This is a genomic window from Streptomyces sp. NBC_01723 (assembly GCF_036246005.1).
GTDB lineage: Bacteria > Actinomycetota > Actinomycetes > Streptomycetales > Streptomycetaceae > Streptomyces.
This window is the reverse complement of sequence record NZ_CP109171.1, coordinates 8,250,250-8,264,291: the sequence shown is the minus strand read 5'-3', so window position 1 is coordinate 8,264,291 and position 14,042 is coordinate 8,250,250. Positions and strand designations below refer to the sequence as shown.

At 73.2% G+C, this 14,042-nt stretch carries 14 protein-coding genes; 5 read left to right on the top strand and 9 right to left on the bottom strand.

Annotation, left to right across the window (positions count from 1 at the left end; translation table 11 throughout):
* Positions 1-5: 5 nt before the first annotated feature.
* Together OIE75_RS38415 and OIE75_RS38410 are read right to left on the bottom strand one after the other, a co-directional pair.
* Positions 6-1,769 (bottom strand): dihydroxyacetone kinase family protein, encoded by a 1,764-nt coding sequence (locus OIE75_RS38415; protein WP_329473676.1) that lies wholly within the window; start codon positions 1,767-1,769, stop codon positions 6-8.
* Entirely contained in the window at positions 1,766-3,133 is a 1,368-nt protein-coding gene (locus tag OIE75_RS38410) for an MFS transporter (RefSeq protein ID WP_329473675.1), read from the bottom strand. Before OIE75_RS38410 ends, OIE75_RS38415 begins: the two co-directional genes overlap by 4 nt.
* A 236-nt stretch (positions 3,134-3,369) precedes the next feature.
* Between OIE75_RS38410 and OIE75_RS38405 the strand changes: the two genes are divergently transcribed.
* Together OIE75_RS38405 and OIE75_RS38400 are read left to right on the top strand one after the other, a co-directional pair.
* Positions 3,370-4,134 carry a FadR/GntR family transcriptional regulator gene (locus OIE75_RS38405; RefSeq protein WP_329473674.1) on the top strand — a complete coding sequence of 255 codons (765 nt, stop codon included), beginning with the start codon at positions 3,370-3,372 and terminating at the stop codon, positions 4,132-4,134.
* Between the two features lie 88 nt (positions 4,135-4,222).
* Complete coding sequence (locus tag OIE75_RS38400) at positions 4,223-5,449, top strand: cytochrome P450 (RefSeq protein ID WP_329473673.1); 1,227 nt, start codon at positions 4,223-4,225, stop codon at positions 5,447-5,449.
* Between the two features lie 15 nt (positions 5,450-5,464).
* On the opposite strand, the gene OIE75_RS38395 is transcribed toward OIE75_RS38400, so the two are convergent.
* From OIE75_RS38395 to OIE75_RS38375, 5 genes are all read right to left on the bottom strand, one after another.
* Entirely contained in the window at positions 5,465-6,727 is a 1,263-nt protein-coding gene (locus OIE75_RS38395) for a cytochrome P450 (RefSeq protein WP_307016949.1), read from the bottom strand.
* Positions 6,724-7,362 (bottom strand): GTP-binding protein, encoded by a 639-nt coding sequence (locus OIE75_RS38390; protein WP_307016948.1) that lies wholly within the window; start codon positions 7,360-7,362, stop codon positions 6,724-6,726. Before OIE75_RS38390 ends, OIE75_RS38395 begins: the two co-directional genes overlap by 4 nt.
* On the bottom strand, positions 7,343-7,702 hold the full coding sequence (locus OIE75_RS38385; protein WP_307016947.1) for a DUF742 domain-containing protein: 360 nt from the start codon (positions 7,700-7,702) through the stop codon (positions 7,343-7,345). The genes OIE75_RS38390 and OIE75_RS38385 overlap by 20 nt, the downstream gene beginning before the upstream one ends.
* Positions 7,699-8,118, bottom strand: coding sequence for a roadblock/LC7 domain-containing protein (locus OIE75_RS38380; protein ID WP_122619181.1), 420 nt, complete (start codon positions 8,116-8,118; stop codon positions 7,699-7,701). Before OIE75_RS38380 ends, OIE75_RS38385 begins: the two co-directional genes overlap by 4 nt.
* Before the next feature lie 110 nt (positions 8,119-8,228).
* Positions 8,229-9,953 (bottom strand): ATP-binding protein, encoded by a 1,725-nt coding sequence (locus OIE75_RS38375; protein WP_329473672.1) that lies wholly within the window; start codon positions 9,951-9,953, stop codon positions 8,229-8,231.
* Positions 9,954-10,293: 340 nt separating this feature from the next.
* On the opposite strand from OIE75_RS38375, the gene OIE75_RS38370 reads away from it, so the two are divergent.
* Positions 10,294-11,127 carry a lysozyme gene (locus OIE75_RS38370; RefSeq protein ID WP_307016945.1) on the top strand — a complete coding sequence of 278 codons (834 nt, stop codon included), beginning with the start codon at positions 10,294-10,296 and terminating at the stop codon, positions 11,125-11,127.
* 32 nt (positions 11,128-11,159) lie between these two features.
* Here OIE75_RS38370 and OIE75_RS38365 read toward each other — a convergent pair whose 3' ends face one another.
* Positions 11,160-11,882 (bottom strand): FAD binding domain-containing protein, encoded by a 723-nt coding sequence (locus OIE75_RS38365; RefSeq protein WP_329473671.1) that lies wholly within the window; start codon positions 11,880-11,882, stop codon positions 11,160-11,162.
* A 165-nt stretch (positions 11,883-12,047) separates the two neighbouring features.
* Entirely contained in the window at positions 12,048-12,773 is a 726-nt protein-coding gene (locus tag OIE75_RS38360; RefSeq protein WP_307016943.1) for a class I SAM-dependent methyltransferase, read from the bottom strand.
* Between the two features lie 344 nt (positions 12,774-13,117).
* On the opposite strand from OIE75_RS38360, the gene OIE75_RS38355 reads away from it, so the two are divergent.
* Complete coding sequence (locus tag OIE75_RS38355) at positions 13,118-13,333, top strand: hypothetical protein (RefSeq protein ID WP_307016942.1); 216 nt, start codon at positions 13,118-13,120, stop codon at positions 13,331-13,333.
* Between the two features lie 89 nt (positions 13,334-13,422).
* Positions 13,423-14,028, top strand: coding sequence for a flavodoxin family protein (locus tag OIE75_RS38350; protein ID WP_307016941.1), 606 nt, complete (start codon positions 13,423-13,425; stop codon positions 14,026-14,028).
* Positions 14,029-14,042 lie beyond the last annotated feature (14 nt).

Sequence of the window (14,042 nt, the reverse complement as noted above, 5' to 3'; positions counted from 1 at the left end):
TTTCCTCAGTGGTGGTCGTGGGGGTGGTCGAGCAGGGCGCCGTGGACGGCACGGGTGATCAGGGCGAGGGAGTGGGCGCCGGCGTCGGGGGTGCCGAGGGACTTCTCGGCGTGCGGTCGGGCCCGGCCCATGCGGGGCAGCAGGCGGGCGGTGGCGGCGGCCGCGTCGGTGGCCGTGGTGGCGGCGCGGTCCCAGGCTTCGGCGAGGGGCAGGCCCTCGGCCGTGGCGGCGGCCAGCGCGTCGGCGAAGGGCACGAGGACGTCGACCATGGTCTTGTCGCCGACTTCCGCGCCGCCGAGCCTGCGCACGGCCGCGGAGGCGTCCGCGACCCCGCCGGTGACGCGGGCGGCGTCCGGGGCGTCCCGGTCGCCGAGGGCGGTGCCGAGGGAGCGCAGGACGGTGCCCCACAGGGCGCCGGAGGTGCCGCCCGCCCGGTCGGCCCAGGCGTCGCCGGCGCGGGTCAGGACGGTGCCGGCGCCCGCGCCGCGCTCGTGGGCGTCGGCGGCGGCCCCGCGGGCGGCGGTGGAGCCGCGCAGCATGCCGATGCCGTGGTCTCCGTCGCCGGCGACGGCGTCGATCCGGCCGAGTTCGTCGGCGTGCGCCTCGACCACGGCGGCCACCGCGTCCAGAGCGGCCAGGACGGTGCGGGCGGCGTGCCGTGAGGCATCCGCGGCCGGGGGCGGGCCGGCGTCCGGGAGCGGGGCGGTCTCCGGGCGTACGGGGGTCCGCGGACGTACGGCGGTGCCGGGCTCGGCGGCGTCGAGGGCGCCCTTGCGGTAGGCGGGCGTGTCGGCGGGGGCCCGCCACAGCTCCTCCAGGCCCTCGTCCAGCCAGGTCAGGGTGAGGGAGACACCGGCCATGTCGAAGCTGGTGACGAGTTCGCCGACCTCGGGGTCGACGATCTCGACGCCCGCCTCGCCGAGCAGGGCCGCGACCTTGCGGTAGACGACGAACAGTTCCTCGTACTTGACCGAGCCGAGCCCGTTGAGGACGACGGCGGCGCGCTGTCCCGCCGGGCCGGGGACGTCCTCGGGGAGTTCCTTCAGCAGCGTCCCGACCAGGAGCCGCGCCGCCTCGTCGGCGGTGGGCAGGTCCTCCTCGCCGATGCCGGGCTCCCCGTGGATGCCGAGGCCGACCGCCATGCGGGCGTCGGGGACGGTGAACAGGGGGTGGTCGGCGCCGGGCAGGGTGCAGCCGGAGAAGGCGATGCCGAAGGACCGGGTGCGGGCGCCCGCCCGTTCGGCGGCGCGCACCACCTCGTCCAGGGGCAGGCCCTGCTCGGCCGCGGCGGCGGCGGCCTTGAAGACGGGCAGGTCACCGGCGATGCCGCGCCGCTTGGCCGACTCGTCCGGTCCCGCGCTGGAGATGTCGTCGGCGACGGCGAAGGTACGGGCGTCGATGCCGTCGGCGGCCAGCCGCTCGGCGGCCTGGCCGAAGTGCAGGACGTCCCCGGCGTAGTTGCCGTACATCAGCAGGACTCCGGCGCCGCCGTGCGCCGCCCGCGCCACGGAGCGGATCTGCTGGGCGGAGGGCGAGGCGAAGACGTTGCCGACGGCCGCGCCGTGCGCCAGGCCGCGGCCGACCAGGCCGGAGAAGGCCGGATAGTGGCCCGATCCGCCGCCGATCACCACGGCCACCTGGCCGGCCGGGGTGGCGGTGGCCCGGACGACTCCGCCGGTGACCGGCCGGACCCAGCGCCGGTGCGCGGCGGCGAAGCCCTCCAGCGCCTCGTCGGCGAAGGCGGCGGGGTCGTTGAACAGGCGGGTCATCGCACGGCCTCCTTGGCCTGGTGGTCGGGGGCGGGAGCCGGTTCGTCGGTGCGGTGGCGGGCGGCGAGCCACACCATCAGCGCGGCGGACAGCAGCATGAAGAAGCCGACGAGGTAGAGCGGTACGTAGTACGCGCCCGTCAGGTCCTTGAGCCAGCCGGTGATGTAGCTGGAGGCGAAGCCCGCCACGTTTCCGGCGGTGTTGATCAGGGCGATGCCGGCCGCGGCGGCGGCTCCGGTCAGGAAGCGGGAGGGCACCGACCAGAAGACCGGCAGGGCGGCGAAGATGGCGCAGGCGGTGACGGTGATCACGGCGACCGTGGCGGCCGGGGAGCCCATGTAGAGGGCGAGCGGGATGGAGACACCGCCGACGACGGCCGGTCCCGCCACGTGCCAGGTGCGGGTGCCGTGGCGGGTGGCGTGCCGGGTCCAGAAGAAGAGGACGACGGCGGCCGGCAGGTACGGGATGGCGGTGATCCAGGCCTTGTCCATCACGCTGAACGTGGTGTCGTACTGGTCCTGGAAGCCGTTGATGATCGTCGGCAGGAAGAAGGCGAGGGCGTACAGGCCGTACACGAAGCCGAAGTAGACGACCGCGAGGATCCAGACCCGGCCGCTGCTGAAGGCGGTCTTCAGGTCGCCCTTGGCGTGCTTGCTCTCGTGCCCGGCCTTCTGGGCGTTCTCGGCGGCGAGTTCGGCCGTCAGCCAGTCGCGTTCGGCCGGCGTGAGCCACTTGGCGTCGGCGGGCCTGTCGATCAGGTAGAACCAGGCGACGACGCCCAGGATGATCGCGGGCAGCGACACGAACAGGAACATCACGCGCCAGCCCTCGAGGCCGAACAGGCCGTGGCGGCCGATCAGCCAGCCCGCGAGCGGGGCGCCGAACACGGTGGTCAGCGGCTGGGCGAGGTAGAACAGGCCGAGGATCTTGGTGCGGTGGCGGGACGGCACCCACTGGCTGAGGAAGAGGATCGCGCCCGGGAAGAAGCCCGCTTCGGCGACACCGAGCAGAAAACGCAGCGTGTACAGCTGGCCGCTGCTGCTGACCCAGGTGAACAGCAGTGAGACGACACCCCAGGTCACCATGATCCTGGCCAGCCACCGGCGGGCCCCGAAGCGGTGCAGGGCCATGTTGCTGGGGACCTCGAGCACGATGTAGCCGAGGAAGAAGATCCCGGACGCGAAACCGAACTGGGCGGCGGTCAGGGCGAGGTCCTGTCCCATGCCGTTGGGTTCGGCGAACGAGACGGCCGTGCGGTCCAGGTAGTTCACGAAGAACATCAGCGCCACGAACGGGACGAGGCGGACTGAGACCTTCTTGATGGCAGTTCTCTCGACTGCCGCGGATGGCGCTTGGGCACCCATGGGCGACTCCTCGGCTCGCCCGGACAGCTCCGTCCGGGGTCGGTCACACCGGATGTCCGCCGCGGAAGGCGGCCGACCGGTTCGCCCTCACGCTATGCCTCGGATCAAAATTGGTCACCAATTTACCAGTGTGGCGAGCGTCATAGATCCCCTACTGGCCCAACTCTTGACAAATCGCAGCCATGGCCGGGGTGAACTGCCTGGTCAGCCGGGTCGGCGCGGCATCTGGTTGACTGGTGACCGTGACCAGTCAGCCTGATCAGCACAGCTCCGCGGCCGCTCCGGACCTCGCGCGGCTGCTGCGGCCCGTCGTGCGCGAGTCGTCCGTCAGTGAGGTCGCCAAACGGCTCCTCGACCACCTCTCGGCCGGTGACATCCGGCCCGGCACGCGGCTGCCCGCCGAGCGTCAGCTGGCCGAGGCGCTGGGTGTCGCACGCTCCAGCGTGCGCGGCGCGCTCTCCGCCCTGGACGTCCTCGGGATCATCGAGATCCGGCCGGGCTCCGGCTCCTACGTGCGCGAGGGCACCTCGGAGTTCCTGCCCCGCGCGATCAACTGGGGGCTGATGCTGGGCCAGCGCCGCACCCAGGACCTGGTCGAGGTGCGCACGTACATGGAAGGGGTGTCCGCCCGGCTGGCGGCGGAGCGCGCCGACGACGAGGACGTGGCACGACTGGAGGAGCACCTCCAGCACATGCGCGACGCGGGCGGCGACGTCACGGCGTTCATCGACGCCGACATCGCCTTCCACCTGGAGACGGCCCGCATCGCGCGCAACACCGTCCTCAGCGACATCCTGCACAGCATCAGGGCGCTGCTCCAGGTCTGGATGGAGCGCGTCAGCGACATCGAGGGCACCGTCAGCGGCACGCTCTGCGAGCACGACGCGGTGCTCCGGGCGATCCGCGCGCGTGATCCGGAGGCCGCGGACCGGGCGATGGCCGAACACATGCGGATGGCCAGCGCCCGGCTGCGCGCCTCGGTGGACGGCGGCGGCGCCTGACCGGGGCCTCGTCCCGTCCGCGGTCTGTCGGTGTCGTCGCGTCGTCAATAGCCTGGTGCCGTAAGGCCGTTGTCGACCGAGGAGTCCCATGTCCACCGCGCCGCAGGTCCCCGACATCCTCTCCCCCGAGTTCGCGGCGAACCCCTATCCGGTCTACCGGGCGATGCGGGAGAGCGCGCCCCTGGTCTGGCACGAGGCCACGCGGAGCTGGATCGTCTCGCGCTACGACGACGTGGAGCGTGCCTTCAAGGACCGGAACGGGCAGTTCACGACCGAGAACTACGACTGGCAGCTCGAGCCCGTGCACGGCAGGACGATCCTCCAGCTGAGCGGCCGGGAGCACGCGGTCCGGCGCGCGCTGGTCGCGCCGGCGTTCCGGGGCGCCGATCTCCAGGACCGGTTCCTGCCGGTGATCGAGCGCAACTCCCGCGAGCTGATCGACGCGTTCCGGCACACCGGACGCGCCGACCTGGTCGCCGACTACGCGACCCGCTTCCCGGTCAACGTCATCGCGGACATGCTGGGTCTGGACAAGGCGGACCACGACCGGTTCCACGGCTGGTACACGTCGGTCATCGCCTTCCTGGGCAACCTCTCGGGGGACCAGGAGGTGGCGGCCGCCGGTGCGCGCACCCGCGTGGAGTTCGCCGAGTACATGATCCCGATCATCCAGGAGCGCCGCGAGAATCCGGGCGACGACCTGCTGTCCTCCCTGTGCGCGGCGGAGGTCGACGGGGTCCGGATGAGCGACGAGGACATCAAGGCGTTCTGCAGCCTGCTGCTCGCGGCGGGCGGTGAGACCACGGACAAGGCGATCGCCAGTATCTTCGCCAACCTGCTCGCCCACCCGGAGCAGTTGGCCGCCGTGCGCGAGGACCGGACCCTGATACCGCGCGCCTTCGCGGAGACGCTGCGCTACACCCCGCCGGTGCACATGATCATGCGTCAGTCGGCGTCCGAGGTGGAGCTGAGCGGCGGCACCATACCGGCGGGCGACACCGTCACGTGTCTCATCGGCGCGGCCAACCGGGACGGGAGCCGCTACCGCGACCCGGACCGCTTCGACCTCCACCGCGAGGACCTGACCACGACGACCGCCTTCTCGGCCGCCGCCGACCATCTCGCCTTCGCGCTGGGCCGGCACTTCTGCGTCGGAGCGCTGCTGGCGAAGGCGGAGGTCGAGATCGGCGTGGGGCAGCTGCTGGACGCCATGCCGGATCTGCGGCCGGACGACGGCTTCGACGCGGTGGAGCGCGGGGTGTTCACCCGGGGCCCGCAGTCCCTGCCGGTGCGGTTCACGCCGCGCGCGGGCTGACGCGGGCACGCCCTGTCAGACCACCACGGGGGTGAACAGGGCGGGCAGGGCGGTGAGTCCGCGCATCCAGATCGACGGACGCCAGGTCAGTTCCTCGGGCTCCACCGCGAGGACGAGGTCGGGGAGGCGTTCCAGCAGGGTCTCGACCGCGGTGCGGGCGACGACGTCGGCGAGCAGCGGTGCCGGGTACGGGCACCGGTGCTCGCCGTTGCTGAAGGACAGGTGCGCGGAGTTCTCGGCGCCGACGTGGGCCTCGGGCCAGAGCTGCGGGTCGGTGTTGGCCGCGGCCAGGCCGAGGACGAGGCAGTCGCCGGCGCGGATCTGCCGGCCGCCCAGCTGGATGTCGTTCACGGCCCAGCGGCCGATGAAGTTCTGTGTGGGCGTGTCCAGCCACAGCACCTCGTTGAGCGCCTCCCCCACGCTGAGCCGCCCGCCCGACACGTTGAGGGCGAAGCGTTCGTCGGTGAGCAGCAGCCGTAGCGTGTTCCCGATCCAGTTGGCGGTGGGCTGCTGGGCCGCGGCGATGACGGAGATCAGGTCCTGCACCGTCTCCTCGTCGGTCAGGCCCGCCGGATGGGTCAGCATCCGCGAGGTGACGTCGGGGCCGGGCCGCAGGCGCTTGTGCCGGACCAGGCCGTGGATGCGCTCGCCCACACGCGTGTACGCCGCGACCGGGTCGTCGCCCTCCGCCGCGTCGAGGGAGACGCGCAGGTCCTCGACGAGGTGCTGGGTCTCGGCACCCCCGTGCGGCATCCCGCACATGCGTACCGCGGCGCGCATGGGCAGGGCGTGCGCGTAGGCGCTCATCAGCTCGGCCCGGCCGCTGCCGGCGAAGCCTGCGATGAGCCGGTCGGCGAGCTGCCGGCAGTCCCGGGCCAGCTCGAACTGGTCGACGCCGGCCAGGGCCTGGGTGATCACGTCGGCCCGGCGCCGGTGTTCCTCGCCCTCGGTGAACAGCACCGAGGGCTGATGTCCGACGTAGGGCATGAGCGGCCAGTCGGGCGGGATGCGGTCCCACTGGTTCCAGCGCCGCGAGTCCCGGGCGAACAGCTCGTCGTGGCTGGTCACGTAGCTGACCTCGGGGTAGCCGAGGACCAGCCACGCGGGTACCCCGCCGTCGAGGAGCACCGGTGCGACGGCGCCGTGCTCGCCCCGCAGTCCGCGGTACAGCTCCGACGGCGTCTGCTGGTACGCGAGACCGGCCAGCGGGACGGCGTCCGGGTGGGCGGGGCAGCCCGGCGCGGCGACGGGGTGCGGAGCGGGGTCGATGTCGGTCACGGTGCGCCCTCCTGGGCCAGGGCCAGTCGGTAGAGGTGGTCCACAAGGGTGACCAGCACGTGCTTGCCGGACGCGCGTACCCGGGCGTCGCAGTCGACCAGTGGTACGCGCTCCGGCAGCGCGAGGGCCAGGCGGATCTCGTCCAGGGAGTGCCGGGCGGTGTCGTCGTCGAAGCGGTTGACGGCCACGACGAACGGGGTGCCGTGGTGTTCCAGCCGGTCTATCGCGTACCAGGAGGCGTCCATGCGGCGGGTGTCGACGAGGACGACGGCGCCGAGGGTGCCGGAGAAGAGGCGGTCCCACAGGAACCAGAAGCGTTCCTGGCCGGGCGCGCCGAACAGGTACAGCACCATGCGGTCGTTGAGGCTGATCCGGCCGAAGTCGAAGGCCACCGTGGTGGTGGTCTTCGCGGTGACGTCGCCGGTCTCGTCGACGCCTGCGCCGGCCTGGGTCATCACCTCCTCCGTGTTGAGGGGCCGGATCTCGCTGACGGAGCGGACCAGGGTGGTCTTGCCGACGCCGAACCCGCCCACGACGACGATCTTCAGGCCGGTCTCCGCGGCGTCGGTCAGGGGTGTGCGGCCGGAGGCGGCGAGGTGCGCGGGGGCCGGCGTGTCAGAGGTTGCGGAGCCCATGGAGCACCTCCTGGAGAAGGGCGGTATCGGGGCGGTGCGACGCGGCGGACCGCCCCAGGCGCGGATGGCGGGCGGTGATCCTCCCGGTGGCGAGCAGGTCGCCGAGCAGGATGCGGACCACCGTGATCGGCAGTGCCAGTTCGGCGGCGAGTTCCACCACGGCCGTGGGGTGCCGGCACAGTTCCAGGATCCGGATGTGTTCCGACTGCATGCCGGCCGACGGTTCGCACTCGCCGACCACCAGGGTGACGAGGTCGAAGGAGTCGCCGGCGCGGCTGCGTCCGCCCGTGACCGTGTAGAGCCGGTCGGGTGCGCCGGTGTCCACGGGCCTGCGCGTCACGACGAGCCGCTCCCGCGGAGGGCGTGGCGCGGGGCGGCCCGCAGGTGCTCGCCGATCTGCTCGACCAACTCGGTCATCTGGTGGCCCACCACGCCGGGGTCGGCGTCCTCCACCGCGACGACGGCCAGGTGCGCGCCCTCGCCCGCCTCGACGATGAACAGCAGCCCTCCGTGGAACTCGGTCATGGAGTGCCGGACGCCACCGGTTCCGTTGCCGAACTCGACGGAGGCACCCTGGGCGAGGGCCTGGATGCCGGAGCAGATGGCGGCGAGCTGGTCGGCCCGGTCCAGGGTGAGGTGTTCGGTCCAGCAGAGCCGGAGGCCGTCGCGGGACAGGACGAGGGCGTGGCGGGTGCCGGGGGTGCTGTCCAGGAGGTTCTGGAGGAGCCAGGTGAGGCTGTTGTCGGTGGTCTGCATGATGGGTGAGGGGACGGTGGGTGCTGCTCCGGTCACCGGCCCGTTCCTCCAATCTCACGAACTCGGGGGCGAGGGGGCGCCGTTACGCGCCGTGCGGTGGGGCGCGCTGTCTACCCCGACGCGGGCGGTTCCGGCGTCGACGCCCCGCCGGCCGCCCCGGACCGGCGGCCGCGGTGGAAGGCACCGAAGCTGGACCCGGCGTCGCGGGACGCCGTCGCCGGCCGGTCGGTGGGCCGCGGGGCCGGGTCGCGCCGTTCGCGCTCTGCCTCGGCCATGGTCCGGCCCGGGGAGCGCACGGGCAGTCCGCCCGGCGTCGCGGACGGCGGGCGGGTTGCCGGCGCCTGCTCGGGAGGTACGGTCCGCTCGGCGTCCCGGACGTCCGGGAGGCGCGAGGCGGCCAGGGGCGCCTCCGCGGCGGGCGCGGGTCCGGGGACCGGGACGCGGGCCGCGCCGCCGAGGGTGCGGCCGGTCAGTGCGGGCCCCGGGTCCCGCTGCTGGGCGAGCAGTTGCGGTGGCACCAGGACGACGACGCCCGTGCCGCCGCGGGACGAGGGACGGTAGCTCACGCCGACGCCGTACTTGGCGGCGAGCCGTCCGACCACGGCCAGGCCGAGCCGGGTTCCCTGGAGCGAGGCCAGGTCGGTCGCCCGTCCCGACACGGCCTCCTCGGCATGGCGCATGGCGGCGTCGGCCATCTTGAGTCCGCTGTCCTCGATGGTGATGACGATCCCGGCGGTACGTTCCTCCACGTACACGTGGACCTCGTCGATGGGTGGCGAGAAGTTGGCGGCGTTGTCCATCAGTTCGGCCAGGAGGTGCATGACGCCCTCGGCCGCGTGGCCGGAGATCGCGGCGGTGGTGGAGCAGTGCATGCGGACGCGCTGGTAGGCGGCGATGCGGCCGACGGCACCGCGCAGGATGCTCTCCATCACGATGGGCTTGTTCCAGGCGCGGCTGGAGCGGCCGCCCATCAACAGGGCCAGGCGGTCGGTGATGAGGCCGAGCTGGGAAGTGCTGTGGTCGAGCCGCAGGAGGTCGCCCAGGACCTCCTCTCCGTGACGGTCCTGCATGTCCCGCAGGTCGGCGAGCATGCGTACGGCCTTGGCCTGGACACGGCCGAGGGACTTGGCGGAGGCGGCCTCGGCGGCCGCGGTGCGCCGTTCGCTGTGGGCCAGTTCCCGGACGAACAGTTCGGCGCAGGCACGCAGATGCGGCCGCCGGGGCCAGTCCAGCTCGGCGAGGACGGCCTCCGCCGAGGTGCCGCCGCGCAGTTTCCGCACCGCGGCGGGCAGGGTGCTGCTCGTCAGGTGTTCCAGCTCCCCGGTGGCGCTGCGCGTCTCACGGAGCGCCTCCTGGTGCCGGGTCTCGGCCTCCGTGGTGTGCCGTACGGCGTCGGCCATGAGGGAGGCGAAGCTCTGAACGACCTCACGCAGGTGCGGCCCGGGGGCGGGGGCGGTGCGGGCGACGGCCTCGTCGGCGCCGGCACCCTCGCGCACCTGCCGGGCGACGCCCGGCAGCGCGACGTTGACGAGGTGCACCAGGCCGGCGTTCTCCTGGGCGAGCCGGGCCTTGAGGGTGCCGATCTCGGCTCTGCGGTCGGCCGCGGTACGGCGGGCCCGTCCGACCAGGTGGGAGGCGAGGACCACGGTGACGGCGACGCAGAGCCAGGACGTCACGGCGAGGGTCGCGGTCCAGCCCCGGGCGGCATCGGGCGCCGCGGCCCAGGCGGCACCGGCGCCCGCGGCGGTGGCGGGCAGCACGACCAGGGCGACGGCGGGGGTGCGGTGGGGGGCATTCTGCGTCCGGGGCGGGGTGGGGGGTGCAGACACTGACATTCCGCGGTCCCTCTGGTCCTTGAGAGCGGGGAAGGGCCGATCGACATGGGTCGGCCCGCGGATCGGAGCCGTGCCACCGGGTTCCTGTTGATCACTCCGATGGGCTTTGGGCTCATGCTAGTCAGCGTCACGGACACGTATGCCCGACCCGCCGGGAACCCCACCGAGGAGCGAACTTCCCGCGCATCCCGCCGATCGAAAGCACCGATGTGATACGGGCGTTCGCACCCGGTCAGTGGCCTGCTCGCGCGGTGGCCGGACGGGCCGGGCCCGGACGCGGCGACACCATCTGGGTGACTGTGGGATGCGGTGGCGCGCGACAGCGGATCGTATGGGTGCCATGCGCAGACCCATAGCCGTGGCTTCAAGCCACTCACGCCTGCTCACGACAGGCGTGCTCCTCGCCTCCCAGTCACTCCTGCTGACCCTGTCGGCGGTCCCCGCGACCGCCGGAGACGCCGGGTCACCCGTCCGCGGTACCGCCTACATGGGCCGGGGTGTCCTCGCCCACGAAGGTGTCCAGGGGCGGCCCGTCGAAACCCGCGCCAGTCAGATCGAGGGCGTGGACGTCTCCAGCCACCAGGGCAACGTCGCCTGGTCGACCCTGTGGAAGAGCGGGGTCAAGTGGGCCTATGTGAAGGCCACCGAGGGGACCTCCTACCGCAACCCGTACTTCGCCCAGCAGTACGGCGGCTCCTACGACACCGGCATGATCCGCGGCGCGTACCACTTCGCGACCCCGGACACCTCCGGCGGCAAGGCCCAGGCCGACTACTTCGTCGACCACGGCGGCGCCTGGTCGAAGGACGGCAAGACCCTGCCGGGCGTCCTCGACATCGAGTACAACCCGTACGGGGCGACCTGTTACGGAAAGACCAAGGCCCAGATGGTGAGCTGGATCAAGAGCTTCGTGGACCGGTACGAGGCGCGCACCGGGCGCGAGGCCGCCATCTACACCTCCACCAACTGGTGGACGCAGTGCACCGGCAACTCCAGCGCCTTCGGCGCGAACAACCCACTGTGGGTGGCCCGGTACGCCTCGTCCGTGGGGGCCCTGCCGGCGGGCTGGGACTTCCACACGATGTGGCAGTACACCTCGACCGGAAAGACCGTCGGGGACCACAACAAGTTCAACGGATCGCTGGACCGCGTCAAGGCCCTGGCCAAGGGCTGACGGGGACCTGCCGTCGGGCGCCGGTCGCGGTGTCAGCGGCCGGCGAGGGGTTCCAGGATGCCGGCCACCTGCTCGCGCATCACGTCGCGGGCAGCGGGCGGCAGTCCGCCGAGATCCGTACCCTCCAGGGCGTCGACGGCCTCGTCGGCGCCCCCGTCGCACGCGGCGCTGCCGCCGACCACCTCGTAGCCGTCCCGGACGGCGACCCGCAGCCGGGGCCGGCCGTCGCCTTCGGTGTGCACGGCCGTGGCGACGACCAGCGGCGGCGGCCCGCCCGCCGCCGCGGGCTCCTTGCGGTAGCCGCTGGCGGTCGGGGTGCGCCAGCGCAGACCGAGCAGCAGGTGGCGCTTGGCCACCACCTCGGCCAGGTCGGTCTCGTAGGAGCCGTCGGAGCCCAGCACGGTGGCGCGGGCGTCCAGCACGAGGGCCGCGGGCAGCAGGCAACGCAGGGTGCTGCCCACGAGGTTGCCGCCGACCGTCGCCGCGCGGCGCACGGCTCCGGTGCCCACCGAGCCCGCCGCGCGGCGCAGCACCTCCGGCACCCGCTCGTCGATGCGGTGCAGCAGTACGGCCGCGCCCAGGGCCTCGGGTTCGAGGACGGTCGCCTCCGGCAGCTCGCGCAGGGACATGGCCAGTTCGGGGAAGCCGTCGCGTTGCCAGGCGGCCCACACGAGCGTGGCGCCGCCGACGGGCACCGCTCCGTCCGCCAGGCACTCCTGCGCCTCGGACACGGACGTGGGCAGACGCAAGTGCATGCTGATCGACCTGCTTTCCCGGCAGTCGGCGGTGGGACGACGAGGCGGCCCCCCGCCGCGTGATCACGGCCACCGTGATTGTCCGCACCGTCAACGGGGCGCGTACAGGGCTCACTCGGTTCCGATGTGCGCCCCCCACGCGCCGGTGCATCTCCTACGGGTGCGCTACGCGCGTCGTGCCAGGAAGACGAGTTCGCGGCCCCGGCGGTCGGGGGCGTCGCGCACCTCCCGGACCTCGAAGCCCCGACCGGTCAGGTCGGCCTCCACCTCAGCCCGGTCGCGGAAGCGCAACGTCGAGTCGGAGGTCAGCACTTCGCCGTCCGCGGTGAAGACGTAGGTCCAGCGGAAGGTGACCAGCGGGCCGCTCACGTCCAACAAGTCGCACCAGCTCTCCACCGCACCCGCGCCGGGGATCTCCACGACCCGGTGCGTGTGCTCGCGGTCCCACTCCTCCCAGGCGCGCCGGGCCGGGTCCCGTGTCTCGAACACCAGGTGCCCGCCGGGCCGCAGGGCCTCGTACGCCCCCTGGAGTGTCCCCTGCCACGCCCGTGGCCCGGTGATCGCCTGGGCGACGTTCGCCGTCATGGTCGCCAGGTCCGCCCGCAGCGGGGGCAGCGAGGCCGCGTCCCCCTCGATCCAGCGCACCCGGGCGGCGCCCGGCTTCCCCCGGGCCACGTCGAGGGAGGCCGCGGCGGGGTCCAGGCCGACCACCTCGATCCCCCGGTCGGCCAGCAGCAGGGCGAACACCCCCGTACCGCAGCCGATGTCCAGCACGCGCCGGGCGCCGAACTCGCCGGCCACGCGCAGGTACGCGTCCAGGTCGCCGCGATCGGTGTCCAGCGCGTCGTAGACGGCGGCGAGCCGCGGATGCCGGAAGCACTCGTCAGCCATACGGCCGACGATAACTCCCACTCGCGCGCGTGCGGTCGGCTCGCGTGCGTGCGGTCGGCTTCGCGCGCATGCGTGCGTACGTGCGTGCGGTCGGCTCGCGCGCGTCGCGCGCGTGCGTGCGGTCGGACGGAATCCCCGCCGGGTTCCCGGCCGGCCCCGCCGAGCCGGTGCGGTGGGAGCGGACGCGGGGAGCACCGGCGCACCGGGCGCCGTCCGGCGTGCCTCGGTGCGGGGCGCCGGTGCGCGTTCGCGGGGGTCGCAGGGGGTATCACCCAGGCGGGCCCCCGAGACCGCCGCCCCGGACACCCGCGCGGTCACCCGTCTCCCACGGAAGGCGCACCGACATGACCGAGCCTCACGGCCTGGAGCCCGTCGCGACGTTCTGCGGCAACTGCGACTGCGGCTGTCCCCAGTTGTTCGTCGACCCCCAGGCACCGGCGGAGCGGCGGGTCGTCCTGACCGACGACTTCGGCCAGCGCGTGCAGATGAGCGCCGACCAGTTCTCGTCGCTGGTCGACGACGCCAAGCAGGGCAAGCTGGACGGCGTCGCCCTGCCCTGACCGGTCCGCCGGACAGCCGCGGGGCCTTCCGGGTGAACGACCCCGCGCTTCCCCGGTCGGCCTCCGTCGACCGGGGAACAAGGACGGGCATGCGCGCACTCGTCATCAACTGCACCCTGAAGCCCTCCCCCGCGCCGTCCAACACCGAGGCCCTCGCCTCCACGGTCATCGCGGCCCTGAAGGGCCACGGAGCCGAGGTGGACGTCGTCCGGGCCGTCGACCTGAACCTGAGACCGGGCGTCGAGACCGACATGGGCGACGGCGACGACTGGCCCCAGGTGCACGAGAAGCTCCTGGCCTCCCAGATCCTGATCATCGGGTCGCCCACCTGGCTCGGCCGTCCGTCCTCCGTGGCCCAGCGGGTCCTCGAACGGATGGACGCCATGCTGAGCGAGACCGACGACGAGGACCGCCCCGTCGCCTACAACCGCGTCGCCGGCGTCCTGGTGACCGGCAACGAGGACGGCGCGCACCACGTCATCAGCGAGATCAGCGGCGGACTCGCGGACATCGGCTACACCATCCCGGGACAGGCCTGGACCTACTGGCACCTCGGTCCCGGGCCCGGACCCGACTTCCTCGACGACGAGCGCGGCCACGACTGGGCGCTCTCCACCGGCCGGGCGATGGCGTCCAACCTCGTGCACGCCGCGCGCGCCCTCGCCGCGCTGCCCGTGCCCGCCCCGCCGTCCTGACCTCGCAGGCCCTC

Coding starts and splice junctions, on each gene's coding strand:
- OIE75_RS38410 (WP_329473675.1), bottom strand. CDS start 3,133: ATGGGTGCCCAAGCGCCATCCGCGGCAGTCGAGAGAACTGCCATCAAG.
- OIE75_RS38350 (WP_307016941.1), top strand. CDS start 13,423: ATGCGCGCACTCGTCATCAACTGCACCCTGAAGCCCTCCCCCGCGCCG.
- OIE75_RS38355 (WP_307016942.1), top strand. CDS start 13,118: ATGACCGAGCCTCACGGCCTGGAGCCCGTCGCGACGTTCTGCGGCAAC.
- OIE75_RS38370 (WP_307016945.1), top strand. CDS start 10,294: ATGCGCAGACCCATAGCCGTGGCTTCAAGCCACTCACGCCTGCTCACG.
- OIE75_RS38360 (WP_307016943.1), bottom strand. CDS start 12,773: ATGGCTGACGAGTGCTTCCGGCATCCGCGGCTCGCCGCCGTCTACGAC.
- OIE75_RS38415 (WP_329473676.1), bottom strand. CDS start 1,769: ATGACCCGCCTGTTCAACGACCCCGCCGCCTTCGCCGACGAGGCGCTG.
- OIE75_RS38380 (WP_122619181.1), bottom strand. CDS start 8,118: ATGCAGACCACCGACAACAGCCTCACCTGGCTCCTCCAGAACCTCCTG.
- OIE75_RS38400 (WP_329473673.1), top strand. CDS start 4,223: ATGTCCACCGCGCCGCAGGTCCCCGACATCCTCTCCCCCGAGTTCGCG.
- OIE75_RS38390 (WP_307016948.1), bottom strand. CDS start 7,362: ATGGGCTCCGCAACCTCTGACACGCCGGCCCCCGCGCACCTCGCCGCC.
- OIE75_RS38375 (WP_329473672.1), bottom strand. CDS start 9,953: ATGTCAGTGTCTGCACCCCCCACCCCGCCCCGGACGCAGAATGCCCCC.
- OIE75_RS38365 (WP_329473671.1), bottom strand. CDS start 11,882: ATGCACTTGCGTCTGCCCACGTCCGTGTCCGAGGCGCAGGAGTGCCTG.